Origin of the sequence: Micromonospora halotolerans (genome assembly GCF_032108445.1) — a bacterium.
GTDB lineage: Bacteria > Actinomycetota > Actinomycetes > Mycobacteriales > Micromonosporaceae > Micromonospora > Micromonospora halotolerans.
Map to the genome: position 1 here is coordinate 4,337,388 of NZ_CP134876.1, position 18,680 is coordinate 4,356,067.

Consider the following 18,680-nt stretch of genomic DNA (forward strand, 5'->3'; position numbering starts at 1 on the left):
AGGTGAAGGGTTTCGCATGGAAGCGGCACTCTGGCTCAACAGTCGTGGGGATGACGTGCGGGTGTTGCACGAGGACCTGCAGGCGCTCGGCTTCCACTTACCGGACGCCGAAATCGAGGAAGCCGTGTTCGGTGTCGGCACCTGTTCCGCCGTGCGGGGTCTGCAGGCCCAGGCGGGTCTGGAACCGACCGGGACCGTCGACGCCGCGAGCTGGCAGGCCCTCGCGCGGGCGCAGGCCGTCGCGACCCTCGCGGTGCCGCGGGTCGAGGGGCGGCTGCGCACCGAGTTGGCCGGGCCGGCCAGCGGCGCCCAGGTCCGCCTCTACCTCCACCTGCCGAACGGCCGGGCGGTCTCGATCGGCGAGGCGCAGGCCGACCCGGACGGCTACTTCCGGATCGACTACGACGTGACACCGGAACCCGGGACCGCGATCGACCTGCGCGCCGTCACCCCCGACGGCACCGAGGTGCCGCTCACCACGCCGCGGCCCACGGCCGGCCGGTACGAAACCCTGAACCTCGTCGTCCCGGCGCCTGTGACTCCGGTCGCGGACGAGCTGGACCGGGTCACCACCGACGTCGAGCGCGCCGTCGGCGGGTTCGGCCCCCTCGCGCGGGCTCTCGGCGAGAACGCGCGCGGCGGTGAACGCGCCGTCGGCGGGTTCGGCCACCTCGCACGGGCCCTCGGCGAGAACGCGCGCGGCGGTGACGACATGCTGGCCGCCGCGCACCTGGCGACCGGCTGGGACGCGCGCCTGCTGGCCCTGGGTGCGGCGGCGGAACGCCTGGCAACGACCACCGGCCTGGACCGGCGAGGTGTCTATGCGCTGGTCCGGCAGGGGCTGCCGACCGGGGCCGCAGAGTTGTCCGCCGTACCGGAAGAGACCGTGCGCGCCGCGCTCGACCGCGCCGCCGAGACGGGCCTGGCGACCGTCGATGCCGCGGCCTTTTTGGAGAATTTCGCCGAGTTTGCGCAGCGGACCCGATGGGCGAGCCGGCCCGCTGGCGCACTCTCCAGCTACGGTGAGTTCCTAGACGCGACCGGCCTCGACGCCGGAAAGAAGGCTGCCTTCGATCGGGCCGTGGTGGCGCACGTCAACGACCCGGAGGCGCTGTGGGCGGAGGCCCGCGCCGCCGGCATCGACGACGCCCAGCTCGCCGACCTGCGCTTGCAGGGCAAGCTTGCCCTGCTCACCACCCAGAACCAGCCGCTGTCCGCGGTGCTGCTCGGCCGCCTCCCGGCCGGCGAGAACGGCCGGGAACTGCGGCAACTCGTCGCCGCCGACCTGCACCGCCCGGAACCCTGGCGGGAGCTGCTGAACGAGGCGGCCAACGGCGGCGAACTGGCCGCCGTCATCCCGCCCGCGTTCCGCGACGGCCGGTCCGTCGAGGAGGCCGCCGACCGGTATGCAGCCGACCTGGCCCGGCATGTCCGGCTCGCCTTCCCGACCTCGGTGGTCCGTTCCGAGGTGGCCGCCGGTCGGCTGTCACTCGGTGATGGCCTGGCCCACCTGACCGCGCCGCTGACGGAGGTCATCGGCCGGGCCGAGGACCGGGGCTTCTCGTTCTCCCGCACTCCGCTCGGCCCCTTCCTGCGCGAGCACGGCGAGGCGCTGACCGCCGGGCTGGACGGGCCGGTCGCCGAGGCGGTCACCGCGCAGCTGCAGCGCCTGCAACGGCTCTACCAGATCACGCCCTCCAACGGCGCACTCGCCACGCTGGCCCGGCTCGGCGTCCGCGCGGCCGGCGAGCTGGCCATGTTGGACAAGCGCGAGTACGTCGAACGCTATGGCAAAGAGCTGCCCGACCCGCAGGAGATGGAGCTCGTGTTCCGCCGGGCGGTGCAGGTGGCCGCGACGACCTACAGCTTCTACGGCATCGCCAAGGACGCCGGCGGGCTGCAGACCACGGTCACCGCGACGCCGGAGCCGCGCCGCTCGCAGACCCTCGAATCGCTGATCCGGCGCTTCCCGACCGTCGAGGAGCTGTTCGGCTCGCAGGACTTCTGCGACTGCCCGGAGTGTCGCTCGGTGCTCGGTCCCGCGGCGTACCTGGTCGACCTGCTGCACTTCCTGGACCGGCCCGGCCCCGGCGGGGTCAACCCGTTCGACGTGCTGACCACCCGTCGGCCGGATCTGCAACACCTGCCGCTGACTTGCGAGAACACCAACACCACGCTGCCCATGTTGGATGCCGCGAATGGGATCATGGAGTACCTCGTCGCGCACGACCGGTTGGACGCCGGCGCAGTGCAGGACACCGGGCCGGCGGTCACCGAGGACCTGCTGGCCGAGCCGCAGTATCTGCTGCCCGCGGCGTACGACCGGCTGCGGTCGGCGACCTATCCGATGACGTTGCCGTTCGACCTGTGGCACGAGACGGTCCGCGGCTTCCTGGACCGGGTCGAGGTGACGCCGGGCGAGCTGCTGGACGCGCTGCGGCGTACCGACGAGCTGCTGCCGGGCCCGCCGCCCGTACCGCCGGAAGAGCCCGGATACCGGCGCTGGCAGGTGCACCTGGCCCGGCTCGGCCTCGCCCCGGCGGAAGTACGCGTGCTCACCGGCGCCTCCACCGTGGACTGGCACACCCTCTACGGCTACGACACGATCGCCGCCGCCCGTACCTCGCTGCGTTCGGCGAAGACCCTCGCTCGGCGTCTCGGCGTCACCTACACCGAATTGGTTGCCCTGGTCCGGACCTGGTTCGTCAACCCCGGCCTGGACGCCGTAGCCACCCTGCGCACGATCGGCATCGAGGTGCTCGACGTGCTGCGCTACTTCGGCGCCGACGGGGTCACCCGGCTGACAGGCCTGGAACACGACGCGATCACTGCCAAACTCGACGCCGCCACGGCCGCCTACGACCGGCCCGATTTTGACGCGGCCGCCTGGCTGACTGACGCCTGGCAGGCCGGGCGATTCGACGCCGTGCTGCTGCTCGCCGACGACGACCCCGGCTGCGGGTTCGAGAACACCACGCTGCGGCTGGCCGGCACCGAGCCGCCGGCCGACCTGGCGGCCGACGCAAGCCTGGACGAGCCGCTGCTGCGGGTCAACCTGCTGGTTCGGCTGTGGCGGCGGCTCGGTTGGCGATTGTCTGAGCTGGACCTGGCGCTGTCCGCGCTGCTGCCCGGCGGAGCCGGCGGCTTGGCGGCGGCCGGCCTGGGTGGGGGACTGCGGACCGCCCTGATCTACCTGGCCCACTTGAGCGAACTCACCGATCGGCTGGGTTCCCGGGCGCCGCGGAGGCTCGACCTGGTCACCCTCTGGGGGCCGATGCCGACCAGGGGGCAAGATTCCCCGTACGCGAGGCTCTTCCTGCGTCCGCGCACCGCCACCCCGGACCCGGTCTTTGACCACCCGGCCGGCGACTATCTGACGGCGCCCGGCACCCTCGCCGAGCACCAGCAGGCGGTGCAGGGCGCGCTGGGCCTGACCGCAGGTGAGATCGCGGCCATCATCCCGCCAGACACTACCCCGCTGACCGTCGAGACCGTCTCCCTGCTGTATCGGCACGCGCTGTTCGCTCGCGCGCTAGACCTGCCGATCACCGGCCTGCTCGCCCTGCGCGAGATGAGCGGGATCGATCCGCTGCACCCGCTGCACGCCGGGCCCCTGCCCGCCGGTCCGGGCGGCGCGGCTGCCGACTACCCGTATGCGGGCACCCTCGCCTTCCTCGACCTGGTCGACGACCTGCGTGCCGCCGGGCTGTCCGTCGCCGGGGCGGACTACCTGCTGCGCCACCGCTACGACCCGGAGGGGCCGTTTGCGCCGGACGAGGACGCGGCGGTGCGGACCGCGGTCCAGGTCGCGGACCGGCTGCGCGACCTGGACCGGGAGTACCCGCTGGGCGCCGGCGACGCCGTGGACGACGCCCTGGTCGCGCGGGTACTCGGCCAGGTGCTGCCGGCCGACGTCGCGGCCCGCGTGGTCGCCGCCTGGCAGCGGCAGATCGAGTACTCGGCCACCGAGACCGGCGTCGACCCCGCCGAGCGCATCGATCCCGCGCTGCTGGAGGCGTTCCCCGAGGTCACCATCCAGTACGACACCGACCTGCACATCCAGCGGCTGGTCTACCGCGGCTTCCCGGTCCTGGAACGGACGTTGGCGATCCAGGCGGTGGACCCGGCGGGGTCGCTGCTGGACCACCTGCTGGACCGGATCGCTACGGACGCCGACCGGGAACGGCGGGCAGGCTTCGACTGGTTGATCCGCGACGAGGACGTCACCCCGCTGTTCCGGCCGCCGCCGGACGTCTCCGGACTGCCCGAGATGGAGGCAGCCCGGACTCTGCAACTGTACGAACGGGACCGCCGCGCCTGGTTCGCCGGCCATATCGTGCCGCGTGCCGTGGAGGCGCTGCGGCGCCGGCTGGTCGCCGACACCGTACTCGGCACCGTCGCCGCCGACTCGGCACTCCTGGAAGCCCTGCTCACCGACGCCAGCCTGCTCGCCGTGCCTGGCGACCCACGACCGCTCTGGCAGGTGCTCGCCGGCGTGGCCGCCGGCGGGCTCTCCGCTGCGGCGCACGATCCGGCCGGAGCGCCGATCGGCCCGGACCAAGCGCCCGACACTACGACCGCGGGCTTCGACGGCGCCGCAGAGGTGCTCGTCGAGGGCTATCTGCAGGTGCCGACGACCGGCCTGTACCGCTTCGAGCTGTCTCTCGGGGCGGCCGGGGACACCGGCGAGTTCTGGCTTGGGATCGGGGCGGACCCGGTGCTCAGGCGCACCGCCGCCGGGCCGCGCGAGACCACGGACACCCTGGTTGATCTGCAGGCGGGGAAGGCGTACCCGATCCGCCTGCGTGCCACCGGTAGCGCCGGGCCGGCGCCGCTGGCCGGCGTGGTGTCCGTCGCCGTGGCGGCGGCGAATCTCTCCGCTGGGCCGCTGCGGCGGCTGACCCTGCGCCCGGCCGCTCCGATGCGCCGGTTCACCGGCGCCTACCTGCTGTACCGGAAGGCGGTCGCACTGTTGAGCCGGTTTGCCATGACCGAACGCGAGTACCGGCACCTGCGCCGGTTCGCCGCCGACTTCGCCGGGTTCGACCCGGGCGAGTTGCCGGTTGCCGCGCTCGATGGCGCCGCGCCGCAGTTCACCGCGGTGCGGCGGCTCGCCGCCTACACCCGGCTGCGTGCCGCGCTGGCCGGCGGCGGCCCCGACCTGATCGACGTGTTCGAGTTATGCCGTGGGCAGCGGCCGGCGGGGGCAGCGCCGACCCAGGTGTACGAGCGGCTGGCCCGGATCACCCGCCGGGACACCGAGACCATCGCTGTGCTCGCCGGGCACCTACGGCTCGCGCCGACGTCGTCCGGGACCGGCCGCGGCCTGGCGGACGAGCGCGGAGTGGGCCGGCTGTGGGCGGCGCTGAGCCTGGTGAACCGGCTTGGCATCACCGCGGCGGCGGCGATCGCCGCCGCCGACCCGGAGTCGGACGCCGCGGTCGCGCTGGGGCTGCGCGACGCGGCCCGGGCCGGCTACGACGCAGGGGCCTGGCGCTCGCTGGCCCGGGCGGTCAACGACCCGCTGCGCCGTCGGCGCCGGGACGCGCTGGTCGCCTTCCTGCTGCACGCGCTCGATCTGGACCGGGTCGAGCAACTGTATGAGTATCTGCTCATCGACCCCGCCGTGGAACCCGTGGTGCAGACCACCCGGATGCGGCTGGCCATCTCGTCGGTCCAGCTCTTCGCCCAGCGGTGCCTGCTCAATCTGGAACCGCAGGTGCCCGCGGTGCTGATCGACGGCGAGCGCTGGGAGTGGATGCGCCGGTTCCGGGTCTGGGGCGCGGCCCGGGAGACCTTCATGTACCCGTTGCTCGACCCGGAGTTGCGCGACGACCAGACGCCGCTGTTCACGGCGCTGATCGGCAGCCTGATGGAGGGCGACGTCACCGACGAGCGGGCAGCGGAGGCATTCGCCGGCTACCTCAACGGGCTCGCCGCCATCGCCCGGCTGGAGATCGTCGCGACCTGTGTCGAGCCGGACCCGCACGAACCGGCCCACAACACGCTGCACGTCATCGGCCGCGACCACAACTCGCCGCGGGCGTACTACTACCGTCGGTACGTGGACCACAGCTGGACGCCGTGGCAGCCGGTCGGCGCGCAGATCGAGGGCGACGACGTCGCCGTGATCGTCTACCACGGCCGGCCGCACCTGTTCTGGGCCACACTGCAGGTCAAGGCCGCCGACGCCACCGCCGGCTCCAACACCACCCTGCGGCACCTCGCCGATCAGCCGGCCGAGTCGCTGCGCCGCTACGACGTGCAGGTCCAGCTCTTCTGGACGGAACTGGTCGGCGGCACCTGGACGGCCGCCTCGGCCAGCGACCTGATCACCGTCGCTCAGGGGCTGGAGCGCTGGCAGGCCGGGCTCGACGAGCTCATCCCGAAGAACCGGTACTACCGGGCGTACGCCAAGCACGAACGGGACGCCGACGGACGGGAACGTGCGGTGACCATGCGCCTGGGCTACCTGATCAAGTACCCCGACAGTCAGTATTTCTACCGGTACGAGCAGCCGGTGCTGCGCTTCGTCTCCCGGCTCGGCCGGCCGTCCGCGAGCACCGCGGTGTGGGAGTCCTCATCATCGGCGGTCTCCTCCGAATTCGGCTCGCCGGACGCATTCCACGGGCCGCTCTGGCTGGAGACGTACCCCTTCGGCGTCGGCGGGGTCGTGCTCGCCGAGCCCCGCCAGGTCGGCACCGTGCAGGTCAGCGAACCCGCGCCGATCGCCACGCCGGTGGTCGACCGGTTCGTCAGCCCGTTCTTCTACGCCGACGCCCCGGCCGCCGACGCGCAGCACACGTTCTTCGCCGAGCCACAGGCCGCCCTCGTCGAATGGGTGGAGTACGAAGGACCCTTCCGTCCCGGGGTGCCCGACAGCTCGCACACCGTCGAGTCCCTGACCGCCCGCGCCGTCGAAGCGGCCGCCGCCGCGCCGGTGCGGATGCTCGCGACCGGTCCCGCCGTCGCCGCCCCCGAACCGGTCGACGCGTCCGCCCGGTACGCGCTGCGCCGACCCGGCGACTGGGCCCTCGGCGACGACCGTCCGCTGAGTGTGGGCGACCGCGTCGTCACCATCGACGGCCGGCCGGAGGCCGGCCCCGCACTCGTGAGGCGATCATGACCGCACCGTCCTTCCACGCCCGGGCCGACCGGCGCGAACCCGAGACGCACAGCTGGCAGGAGTGGCAGCTGTCGGTGCGGTTCGCCCCGCACTTCCACCCCTATGTTCGCCAGTTGCTGGAACGGCTGATCCAGGACTCGGTGCCCGGCGTGCAGGACGCCGACACCGGGGTGCCGGCCCTACACGCGGCTCTCTTCACCGACCAGCAGTTCCGGCCGCAGCCCCTCGTCGCCGAGCCGTACCCGGTGGCCGAGCTGGATTTTGACCCGGCCGGGGCGTACGCGGTCTACAACTGGGAGCTGTTTTTCCACGCGCCGGTCGCGATCGCTGTGCACCTCGCCGACAACGGCCGCTACGACGACGCCCTGCGCTGGTTCGGCTTCGTCTTCGACCCCCACGACGACAGCGCAGGGCCCACGCCGGAACGGTTCTGGAAGGTGAAGCCGTTCCGCACCACCGATGTGCAGTCCATCGAGGACATCCTGGTCAACCTCTCCAGCGGCGCCGATCAGGAGCTGCTGGAACGCACTTGGGACAGCATCCGGGCATGGGCGAAGGCGCCGTTCCGGCCGCATGTCATCGCGCGGCACCGGCCGTCGTCGTACATGATCTGGACGGTCATGCAGTACGTGCGGACCCTGATCCGCAAGGGCGACAGCCTGTTCGCGCAGGACACCTCGGAGTCGGTGGCGGAGGCGACCCAGGCGTACGTGATGGCCGCGAATATCCTCGGCCCGCGGCCCCAGGCGGCGCCGCCCAAGGGCACGGTCCTGCCGCAGACGTACGCCACCCTGCGCGGTCGCCTAGACGCCATGTCCAATGTTCTGGTTCGCTTAGAGAACGCACTCCCGTTCGACCGTTTCCCGGCGCCCGGCCCGACCGCACCCGGCACCGCGCCGCGCCGGCTCGCCGGGCTCGGCCAGAGCCTGTACTTCCAGGTCCCGCCGAACCGTAAGCTGCTGGAACTCTGGGACACAGTCGCCGACCGGCTTTTCAAGATCCGCAACAGTCTCACCGTGCAAGGCGTGTTCCGGCACCTGCCGGCGTTCGAGCCGCGGATCGAACCGGCGTTGCTGGCCCGGGCCGCGGCGGCCGGCGTGGATGTGGCCGCGGTCGTCGCCGGGCTGGACCAGCCGCCGCCGCTGGTCCGGTTCACCACCCTGCTGGCCCGCGCCGACCAGCTCTGCCAGGACGTCCGCAGTCTCGGCGGGGCGCTGCTCTCGGCGATCGAGCGGCAGGACGAGCGGGCCCTGGAGGCGCTGCGGGCCAGGCACGAGACCGCGGTGCTGGAACGGGCCGAGACGATCCGGTACGCCGAGCACCAGGAGGCGATCAAGAACCGGGAGGGGATCGAGCAGTCCCTCACCCTGGCAAAGTCCCGCTACCGGTATTACCAGCGCCTCCTCGGCCGGCCTACGGAGGAGCAGACCGTCACCGATCCCGACCCGCTGGACCCGGCGGAGCTGGAGAGCGGCCGGTTCACCGCGACGGAACCGGTGATCGCGTTGCCGGACGTCGAGGTGGACCTCGACCCCACGGCCGTACCGGCCGGAGGTGGCCCCGCCGAGGGCCGGAAGGTCAGCCGGTACGAGGCCGCCGAGATCGCCCAGATCGACTTGGCGGAGAAGGCCCGGGACGACGCGGCCGACAACGAGCGCCAATCGGCAGAGATGAACCGCTACCCGACGGGTAGCGTCTCGTACACACCGTTGGGTGTCGGCTTCGGCGTGTCGTACGGCGGGTCGAACCTGGGCGCGATCTGGAGTGCATACGCCGCCCAGAACCGCACGGATGCCCAGAACGAGGAGCAGGGCGCCAACCGCAAATCCAAGATCGGCGGCTACCAGCGGCGGGAGCAGGAATGGCAGTACCAGCGCAACCTCGCCGCCGGTGAGGTCAACCAGCTGAACAAGCAGCTACGGGCCGCTCAGATCCGCGAGTTCATCGCCGGGCGGGAGCACGCCGACCACCACCGGCAACTCGAACAGTCCCGCGCCATCGAGGAGTTCCTCGCCGGCGAGGGACCGGTCGGGGCCACCACGACGGCCGGCTACTACGCCCGGCTGCGCCGCGACGTCCGCGGCCTCTACGGGCAGTACTACCAGCTCGCGATCGAGACCGCCCGCAAGGCCGAGCGGGCGCTGCGCAACGAGCTCGGCGACCCGTCGCTGACCTTCATCCGGCCCAGCTACCTGGCCGGCTCGGAGGGCCTGCTCGCAGGCGAGCGGCTGCAGTACGACCTGCGCCGCATGGAACTGGCCCACCTCGACCTGAACCGCCGCGAGTACGAGCTGACCCAGCAGGTGAGCCTGGCGCAGATCGCGCCCCTGGCGCTGCTCCAGCTTCGCCGCACCGGCGGGTGCACGTTCACCGTGCCCGAGGAGGCGCTCGACGTGATCAGCCCCGGCCTGTACTTCCGCCGGATCCGCTCGGTCGCGGTCACCATCCCGTGCGTGACCGGGGACGTTCCCGGCGTCCCGTGCACCGCCCGGCTGTTGCGCAGCCGCATCCGCGCCAGCCCGCTCGTCGGCGACGGCTACCCGTACGACCCGGACGGCGACGACCGCTTTACCGAGATCGCCGGCGCCCCCGACGCGATCGTCACCAGCCGCGGCGTCGACGACACCGGCACGTTCGAGCCACCTGGCGCGGACGAGCGGCTCGCCCCGTTCGCGCTGCGCGGCGTGATCGGCGAGTGGAGCCTGGAACTGCCGGCCGATCCGGCGCCGGTCGACTGGGACACGCTCACCGACGTCGTACTGACGTTCCGGTACACCGCCAGGGACGGTGGTGAACCGCTGCGCCGTGCCGCCGGAGCTCATTTGCGTGGACTCCTCGCCGCCGGCGGGGCAGCGGGCTGCCTGCGGTTGCTCTCCGTTCAGCACGAGTTCCCGAACGCATGGGCCCGGTTCACCGCCAGCGCGGCCGGCGACGGCGCTGCCGGCGCGCCGCGCGCCGCGCTCGCCCTTCAGCTCGACCGCAAGCATTACCCCGTCTTCGCCGGCGCCGGCCCTACGGCCCTGGTCAGCATCGACGTGGTGGCCGTCCCGGCGAACCCTGCCACCACCGCGATCACCATGTCGGATCGGGCACTGGACACCGACAATCCCGGCGTACCTCGGCGGTCGCTCACCCTCGCCGCCGCCGCCGAGCTGGGCGGGCTGCTGCGCGGCGAGCTGCCTCGCCCCGCGGTGCGTGCGGATCCTGGCTGGCCGACGGTCCCGCCGGCGGCCGGAGAGCTATCCCTCTTCTTTGAGGACAACGCGATGGAGAGTCTCTTCCTGCTGCTCCGTTGGCGGGCGTAGACGCCGGGCTGCGGCCAGCTGGTCTGTATTTCCTGCAAGTGGTATTGACTACGTGAACGTCGCTATGCCGATCATCACCGAGGGTGAAGCCGACCCATTCAGACAGCTGCGATATCCGACAGTGGCGGAGGGCCGCACTAAAGGGGGCACGGAGAAACGGACGAACCACAAGGTCACGCCCTCGGTCGAAGTCGAGGTGGACTGACCACCAAGATCCACCTCGCCTGCGCCGGCCTCGGACGAACCCTGGCGTTCGTGCTCTGCGGCGGCAACGTCAACGACTGCAGCCGCTTCATCCACGTAATGGCCGCCATCCGCGTCGAACGCCCAGGTTCCGGCCGGCTCCGCGTGCGCCCGGACCACGTCATCGCAGACAAGGGCTACAGCTCCAAGGCCATCCGGGCCGACCTGCGCCGACGCGGCATCGGACACACCATCCCCGAGCGCGCCGACCAGCAGGCCGGCCAACCGCCGCCGACGAGGCAGCCGCGGCGGCCGGCCACCGGCGATCGACAAGCAGCTCTACAAGCACTGCAACGTCGTCGAACCTGCTTCAACCGGTTTAAGCAGTGCCGCAGCGTCGCCACCCGCTACGGCAAGACCGCCACGTCGTGCCGGGCCACCGTCACCATCGCCGCGCTACCGCAATGGTTGTAAGCCCTTCGAAGACACCGCCTAGCGCCTCTCGGTGGCTGGCATCGGTCAGTAACATCGAGCGCTATGGCCGATGTGGACGTTCGGCCACCGCTACGGGGAGCATTGTCAGGGCCGGAGTCGGCGGCCGGACTGTGGCACAGGGGGACGAATGACGTACTGGCTGAACCTCTTCACAGTCGAGACTTGGCGCGAGTTCAAGGACGTCGGCGGAACCGTGTCGGGATTCAGCGGCCGCCGTTGGAACACAGCTCAACGCCTTCAACCCGGCGACCGGCTGCTGTGTTATCTGGTCCGCGCCTACCGGTGGATCGCCGTGTTGAAGGTCACCGGGCCGGCCTACCTGGATGAAGACGAGAGTCACCGGATATGGGCACAGGCTCTCTATCCGGTGCGGGTTCCCGTTGAAATCGAACTCGAGCTAACACCCGAGACGGGCGTACCAGTGGCGGACATGCTCGACGACCTTCAGGCCACCCGTAGCATCGAGCGCCGTGACCGTTGGGGCATGGCGTTCAGAGGAAGCCCGGTTCGCTGGACAGATGTCGACGGGGAGCTCGTGGCCCGGGCTGTCGAGGATGCGATCGCGAAGCCGATTGTCCGCGAGGTCCCCAAGGCCGCTCTGACGAGCGTCGCGGTCGTCGAGACTGACGACGGCGTGGTCACGGTACCGAAGGAAGACGAGGACGCAGACGAGGTTCAGGCCGAGACGGCCACGGAGCATACGCACATGCAGTACCTGCTAGCCCGCATGGGCGCCGCTATGGGCTATGACGTCTTCATACCGGCTAGCGACCGAGGACGGGTATGGCGTGGGCAAGCACTGGGAGCAGTGCCACGGGCGGTCGAGCATCTACGGCTGCCGCTTGTGTCCCAAGCGATGCGGGTCATCCAAAACATCGACGTGCTATGGCTAGACCGGGATGCCGTCCAAGCTGCGTTCGAGGTGGAAAGGACCACGTCGATCTACTCCGGCATACTCCGCATGACGGACCTGCTAGCTCTCCAACCCAACCTCGACATCTCGTGCTTTCTGGTGGCGCCTGACGATCGGCGAGACCGGGTTCGTGAGCAGGTCAACAGAGCCACCTTTGCGCGCATGCGGCGGCCGCTGTCCTCGATTTGCCGGTACATCCCCTTCAGTGCTTTGGTCGAGGAGGAACAACGCGGCGAAAAGGGTTGGCGGCACCTGCGGTTTAGCTACATCACAGACGAACTAGCCGAGACCTTGGAACCTGACGAACTCTAGGCCCGTCCCGCGGGCGGCAGTTGGTCGCGTCGGGCGTCGGACGTGCCCAGGTCCGGTCCGGACCTGACCCGGCCCTACCAGCACGCCTGGTGGGACGTGGCCGCGCAGCTCCTCCATGCTCCGGCAGGTGCCGGCCACCTGACAAAGGGGGTGGGGGGCACCGGGCAGGATGAACAGCACAGGTAGAAGGCCAGCTCACCTGTGCGGTTGCGGCGGATGAGCAGCCACCGATACTCAGTGCAGGGTTTGCAGTACCAGGAGTACCTGCCTCTGTACTCGGGCGTGCACCTTCACACCTTTGTGTTTGTCGGCGACCACAGGTTGCTGAGACGCCGTGCATTCGTCAGTCAACGAGGTAGTGGGCTTCGATGTAGGCGACGGTGGAGTCGTACGGCTCCCCGACCGGCTTCAATCTGTACCGGCGGAAGACTGCGGCGGTGGCGCGGCGGACGCCTCGGTTGCGAGCGTCTGCGTTGTCCCATGATTGGGCGAGGGTTCGGGTGACCACCTGGTCGATCTCCTCGGCCAGGTTCCTCTCGGTGACAGTGAGGCCGGAGGGTGCGTGGTCATGGATGATCCGCGACAGGACGCCTACGTGGTCGTCGTCCAGCACTACAATGGCTTCGTCGGGGTGCTTCTCGGCGTTCACGATGGCGCGGGCGATCCGGAGTGCTTCGGACAGGAACTCCAGGGCGTCCTGGGCGTTCTGGATGATCCGGTCCCGCAGCAGCCTGATCCGCTCCGCGAGGGCGGTGTACTTCGCAGACCCCGGTTCGACACCCCTTTCGAGGGCGGCCTTGATGTGGTCCAGGATTTCCGCCGCGGACGGCGGCGTCTTGTCGTCACCGTCGCCCTTGTTGGGCTTGGGGCGGACCAGGGCCATCAGCTCTTTGAGGACGGCGATGCCCTGGGCGTCCAGGACGAGGGCTTCTTCCTGGGAGGCGACCACGGAGAAGGAGTGGACGTGGGCGTTGATGATCTCCAGGACCATCGGCCCCAGCTCGCCCAGCCGTTCCTTCCTCTCCTCGTCGGAGGACTTTTTGAACAGGGTCGTGTACACGGACCCGAACAGGCCGAAGCCGTCCCGGTACTTGGCGACCCGCTTGTCGGTGTTGATGAGCGGGTACAGGCGGGCCAGGAGCCGGTAGTCCTTGGAGAACACCTCGGCGGCGCCGGGGTTAGCGTGGAGGAAGACGTTGATGGCCCGCACGGATTCGTAGCCGTGGACCGTGAGGTCTAGGCCGTTGACGTCCGCGAGGAGGTCTTCGATGCGGGCGAAGGTGGTGCGGAACTCGGCGACCAGCTCGGACAGATCGGTGACGAACCCGCCGCCCTTCTTGCCGGCCCCTTCCGCGGTGGGGTCGACAACGGCCCGCTGGACCTCTTCGGCCAAGCCGATGTAGTCCACCACCACGCCGCAGGTCTTCACGAATCCGGTCGGGGACACCCAGGTGCGGTTCGGGCGGGTGATCGCCTGGAACAAGGTGTGGGCCTTCATCGGCTTGTCCAGGTAGAGGACGCCCTCATTCGGGGCGTCGAACCCGGTCATCAGCTTCGCGGTGACCACCAGGAAGCACAGCGGGTCGTCCGGGGTGAGGAACCGCCGCTTCTGCTCCTCCTCTTCGGCCTCCGAGAGCTGGTACGGCCGCATGGCGCGGTCCTCGTCCTTCGAGTCCGAGACGGAGATGTTCACCTCGGCGATGATCCGGTCGTGCTTCCCGACCTCGGCGAGCACCTGTGACGCCTCGAAGCCGGCCAGCAGCTCGTTGATCTTGTCCGTGTACGCCACGGCTAGTTCGCGGTTGTAGGCGACGACCTGGGCCTTGAGGCCGTTGCGGTAGGCGCCGGCTAGGTAGTGGTCGACGATGTCCTGGCAGACCGTGTGGATGCGATCGGGGTTGGCGAACACCGAGGTGAGGCGTCCGAACTTGCGGGACAGGGCCTCGCGGTCGGGGTCGTCGAGGTCGAAGTCGTCGGCGAACTGGTCGAACTCAGCCTGCAACTCCTGGTCGTTCATTTCGAAGGAGACCGGGTGCGGGTCCAGCATGACCGGGACGGTCGCCTCGTCCAGCAGAGATCGGGACACCGAGTACCGGTGTAGCACCCTGCCCGGGTCGGTCTCCTCGCCGAAGAGGGCGAAGGTGTCGGTGGCGAGGTTCCTGACGGGGGTGCCGGTCATGCCGAAGAACTTTGCATTCGGCAATGCTGCGCGCATCTGCCCGGCCAGGGACTTCGACTTGACGAGCAATCTCCCCCCTTCCCGGCTGACAGCCTGGGTGCGGTGAGCCTCGTCGACCATCACGATGATGTTGCTCCGGGTCGACAGGTCCTTGCCAGCGTCGGCGAACTTGTGGATGGTCGTGGAGATGATGCCGCGTACGTCGTCGGCTAGCAGCGAGCGCAACTCCTGGCTGGTGGCGGGCTGGTGGAAGTATGCGTGCCCCATCGCGGAGGTGAACACGCCGGAGGTCTGCCGGACGAGCTGGGTTCGGTCCGAGAGCAAGATGATCGTGGGTGACTCGGTGCGGGTGTCGGCCAGCAGCAGTGAGGCGGCGAACACCATCAGCAGCGTCTTCCCGGAGCCTTGGTGGTGCCAGATCAGGCCCTTCGACCCGTCCTCCAGGACGCGCTCGTGGATCAGGTGCGCGGCCTCCATCTGCGGGTAGCGGGGCAGATACTTCTTGTCCACTCCACCACCGGAGGTGTCGAAGAGGGCGAAGTTCTCCAGCATGTCCAGGACGGTGGCCGGGTTGAGCAGCAGCTCGACGGAGCGGTGCACGTCGGCCTGGCCGGACAGGTTCTCGTCGTCGGCGGTGGACCGGAACGGCTGCCACAGGTTCAGGGGCGCGCCAACGGCAGCGAACCGCAACTTCAGCCCGTCCGAGGCAACCGCGAAGACATTGGGGGTGAAGAACCACGGGTATTCGGTGGCGTAGACGTCGTTGATCTCGCGCGCAGCGTTGGCCCACCCGGACTTCGCGGTCGGCGACTTCACCTCGACCACCACCAGCGGCAGCCCGTTGACCCAGAACACGAGGTCGAACCGGCGGGAGGTCTTGCCGGGAACGGTGATGGTCACCTCGTCCGACACGATCAGCGTGTTTGCGGTCGGGTGCTGGAAGTCGATGACCTTCAGGGCGTGCCACGCGCCGTCGGCGTCCCGGAACTCCTTATGCCCGCGCAGCAGGCGTAGCACCTGCTCGTTGGCCCGCACCAGCCCGCCTTCAACAGCGTTCACCGTGGCGATGATCTCCTCGACCACCGCGTCCACGTCGAACCCGTCGATCACCCCAGGATTGAGCCGAACGATGGCATCCCGCAGCTGGCCAGCGACGACCGTCTGCGTCGTCTCACGCGGCAGCGACCTGCCCGCTGTGAAACGCCAGCCCATCGGGAGCGACCACTGAATTACCAGGTTCTGGAACTCACGCTCTCGAATGCCCTTCGCCACGGCTCAAGCCTCCAGTTCGGCAGCCTCGATATCGATGGTGCGGTCGAGCAGTCCGGACAGCAGGGCCGCCCGGACTTCACGGAGACGGGAGGCCTCTGTGCGAGTCGCCTGCAAGGCCGACTCCATCGCGTCAAGTTCCACAGCCATCTCGCGTTGGCGGTCGAGTGACGGCAGGTGCACGGCCATGCCCTTCGCCCGTTTGGCGCTGATGTGCTTAATGTTGGTGCCCCCCGCGACGTCGAGGAAGGCCCTGGACTCGTAGGCCCACATGCTCCAGTGGAAGACAAACTCAGGGATGCAGACGCCGTCGAGCGCCCGGAGACGGAGCAGGGTCATCTGGGTGCAGACGGGTGCTGGCAGCTCGTCCCGCCACATGGCGGGCATCCCCACCGCATTCGCGCTTGCGCTTCCCTCGGAAACCAAAACGTCGCCGTAGCGAAGGCCGAACTTCTCGCGCTCCGCAGGGTGGTAGTTCATCTCCAGCACGTCGGACAGGTCGAGTGTCCCGTAGCCAACGTTCGCGGAACGCAGGTAGGGCGTCATGTAGGGGCCGGTCGCCCTGTCGGGTGTCCTGCGCACGCCGGTGGAGAAGTCGAAGGCGTGCTCGGCCCTCACGGCTTCAACCGAGCCGTCGGTGATGAGGTCGGCTCGTCGGCGACGCAGAACCGCTGTCAGCGCTCCCGCCTCGGCGTCGAGTGCGGTGATCTGGTCGTCCACCGCACCGATGACCTCGACGATCCGCTCTTGCGTGGGTGCGGGCGCCAGGGTGAGGGTAGCGGCGTAGAACTCGTTCAGGCGGACGTTGAGCAGGCCGTGGGCACGCGCACCCTCCCGGAGCATGCCAGCGAGCGAGCCAAAGAACTGGTCCGAGTTGAGGGCAAGCTCCAGGTACTCGGGAAGTGCAGCCCCGTCCTTGGCCTCGAACACGAAGTACAGCGGGGAGACGATGCCCGGCTCGTCGCTGAGGTTACGAGCCACCGTGCCGTACGCGGCCGACTTGGACGTGCTCTTGTTGTAGACGAACTGCCCCGGCGCAACAACGTAGTAGCCCGAGGTGTCTTTGCTGGCGACCTTCTTTGTGAAGAATGATTCCTGCGCGATCAGCCCGTGCTCGGCGGAGACGGTCAGAACCTTCTCGTTGGTGCCGTCCACGTTCTTGGTCGTGACGCGCGTGACGACTTCCGACAGCGAGACCTGCCGCCAGTCACTCATCGAAGCCCTCGATCCCGGCGGCAGCCAAGACGGCGAGCATGCGCTGCTCAGTCTTCTGGCGCTCGGCTCGAGCGATGTTGTAGGCGTCGATGAGAGTTCCGAGGTCTTCCTGCTCGGCGGCGGCCTGCTTGACGTAACGGCCGATGTTGAGGTCGTACCCGTTCGCCACGATCTCCGTGGTGCGGACGAACCGCGCCGAGAGGCCGCCCTCTCCGTCGGGGTCGACCGGGTTGCCATCGGCGTCGAATTTCGACTGGTAGGCCGTCACCGTGTCGGCGATGTCGGCGTCGGTGAGGACGTTGCGGTTCTTGGCCTTAATGAACCGCTTGGAGGCGTCGATGAACGGCACCCCGTCCCGCCGCTCTTCGGCCTTGGTGCCAGGGGCACGGAACACGAGGATGCAGGTCGGGATGGCAGTCGAATAGAAGAGGTTCGCCGGCAGGCCGATTACAGCTTCCAGGAGGTCGTCGTCCAGGACACGCTGACGGATGGCTGCTTCCTGGCCACCGCGGAAGAGGACGCCGTGGGGTAGGACGACACCGGCGCGCCCCTTGCTTGGGTCCATCGACGCGATCATGTGCTGTACGAACGCCCAGTCGGCCGACGACTGCGGGGCGACACCACCGATGGCGCGCAGGTCCTTGGTCCAGGGCTTCCACTTTAGACTGTAGGGCGGGTTGGCGACGATCACATCGAACTGCGCGATGGACCCGTCCGGCTTCTTGAAGCGCGGGTCCTTGAGGGTGTCGCCGACTTCGACTTGGAACTGGGTGAGGTTGTGCATGAAGAGGTTCATGCGTGCCACACCCGCAGTGTCCGGTACGGCCTCCTGCCCGTACAGCTTGAGCGTGTAGCCACGGCCGCCGTGGGCCTTCAGGAGGTTCGCGGAGGCGATGAGCATGCCGCCCGACCCGCAGGTCGGGTCGTATACCGATTCGAAGCTCTTGGCGGCCAGGACTTCGACGATTAGCTCGACGACCTCGCGCGGGGTGAAGAACTGGCCGGCGCGGGTGCCAGACCCGTCAGAGAACCGCTTCAGCAGGTACTCGTACGCCCCACCGAGCACGTCGTGGGACATGTTGCCCTCGTGCATCTTCGGGGTGCGGTCCATCGCCTGCATGACCGCCGCCAACACTTCCCCCGACAGGACCTCTTCTGAGGTCCAAGTCATGGACCCGAACAGGCGGGAGAACTTGTCAGGGTTGGCCGTCTCGATGGCTTGCAGGGAGGCGCGGACCCGCTGGCCGAGGCCGGGCTGGGTAATGGTGGCAAGGATGGACGACCAGGAGGCGCGACGCTGCTGGACGGTGCCGGGGTGGATGAACGGAATCTCGAACGATTGGTAGTCGCGGTACTCGATCTCGTGGGCTTCCTCGGCGGAGAGGCCGTCCAGGCCCTCGTTGTCGGCCAGGAACTCCTGGTGGTGGTGCTCCCAGGTGTCCGACAGGTACTTCCAGAACATCAGCGGGAAGACGACCGAGGCGTATTGCGCTTCGGGCATCGCCACGCGCAGCTCGTCGGCGGCGTCCCATAACCGGTTCTCGATCTCCTGCTGGGTCACTGCCATCAGTCGGGGTGTCCTTGCTCGTCAGGGGTGGCGACCCGAAGGCCGCAGTGTTCCTCGCTGCTCACCCTATTTCGGGCGTGCCCGGCATGTACACGCCGGGCGTGTCCTGCCAGGTG

6 protein-coding genes and 2 pseudogenes are annotated in these 18,680 nt (G+C 69.3%); 4 read left to right on the forward strand and 4 right to left on the reverse strand.

Translation table 11 applies throughout. The features are described from left to right. Positions 1–16 precede the first annotated feature (16 nt). The 4 genes and pseudogenes from RMN56_RS20655 (at position 17) to RMN56_RS20670 (ending at position 12,334) form a co-directional block, all read left to right on the forward strand. Positions 17–7,126 carry a neuraminidase-like domain-containing protein gene (locus tag RMN56_RS20655; protein WP_313719152.1) on the forward strand — a complete coding sequence of 2,370 codons (7,110 nt, stop codon included), beginning with the start codon at positions 17–19 and terminating at the stop codon, positions 7,124–7,126. Then, a complete protein-coding gene (locus RMN56_RS20660; RefSeq protein ID WP_313719153.1) occupies positions 7,123–10,431 on the forward strand; it encodes a Tc toxin subunit A-related protein in 3,309 nt (1,102 codons plus the stop codon). Before RMN56_RS20655 ends, RMN56_RS20660 begins: the two co-directional genes overlap by 4 nt. A gap of 165 nt (positions 10,432–10,596) precedes the next feature. Beyond that, positions 10,597–11,088, forward strand: a pseudogene (locus RMN56_RS20665) (transposase); the annotation flags it as partial. A 148-nt stretch (positions 11,089–11,236) separates the two neighbouring features. Further along, positions 11,237–12,334, forward strand: a complete 1,098-nt coding sequence (locus RMN56_RS20670; RefSeq protein ID WP_313719154.1) for a type II restriction enzyme NmeDI-related protein — start codon at positions 11,237–11,239, stop codon at positions 12,332–12,334. 105 nt (positions 12,335–12,439) lie between these two features. Here RMN56_RS20670 and RMN56_RS32875 read toward each other — a convergent pair. The 4 genes and pseudogenes from RMN56_RS32875 to RMN56_RS20685 all read right to left on the reverse strand — a co-directional run. Next, positions 12,440–12,570, reverse strand: a pseudogene (locus RMN56_RS32875) (IS701 family transposase); the annotation flags it as partial. 107 nt (positions 12,571–12,677) lie between these two features. Continuing rightward, a complete protein-coding gene (locus RMN56_RS20675; RefSeq protein ID WP_313719155.1) occupies positions 12,678–15,785 on the reverse strand; it encodes a type I restriction endonuclease subunit R in 3,108 nt (1,035 codons plus the stop codon). Positions 15,786–15,788: 3 nt separating this feature from the next. Further along, a complete protein-coding gene (locus RMN56_RS20680) occupies positions 15,789–16,997 on the reverse strand; it encodes a restriction endonuclease subunit S domain-containing protein (RefSeq protein WP_313719156.1) in 1,209 nt (402 codons plus the stop codon). Continuing rightward, positions 16,990–18,564: a type I restriction-modification system subunit M gene (locus RMN56_RS20685; protein ID WP_313719157.1), complete on the reverse strand. Its 1,575-nt coding sequence runs from the start codon at positions 18,562–18,564 to the stop codon at positions 16,990–16,992. Before RMN56_RS20685 ends, RMN56_RS20680 begins: the two co-directional genes overlap by 8 nt. Positions 18,565–18,680 lie beyond the last annotated feature (116 nt).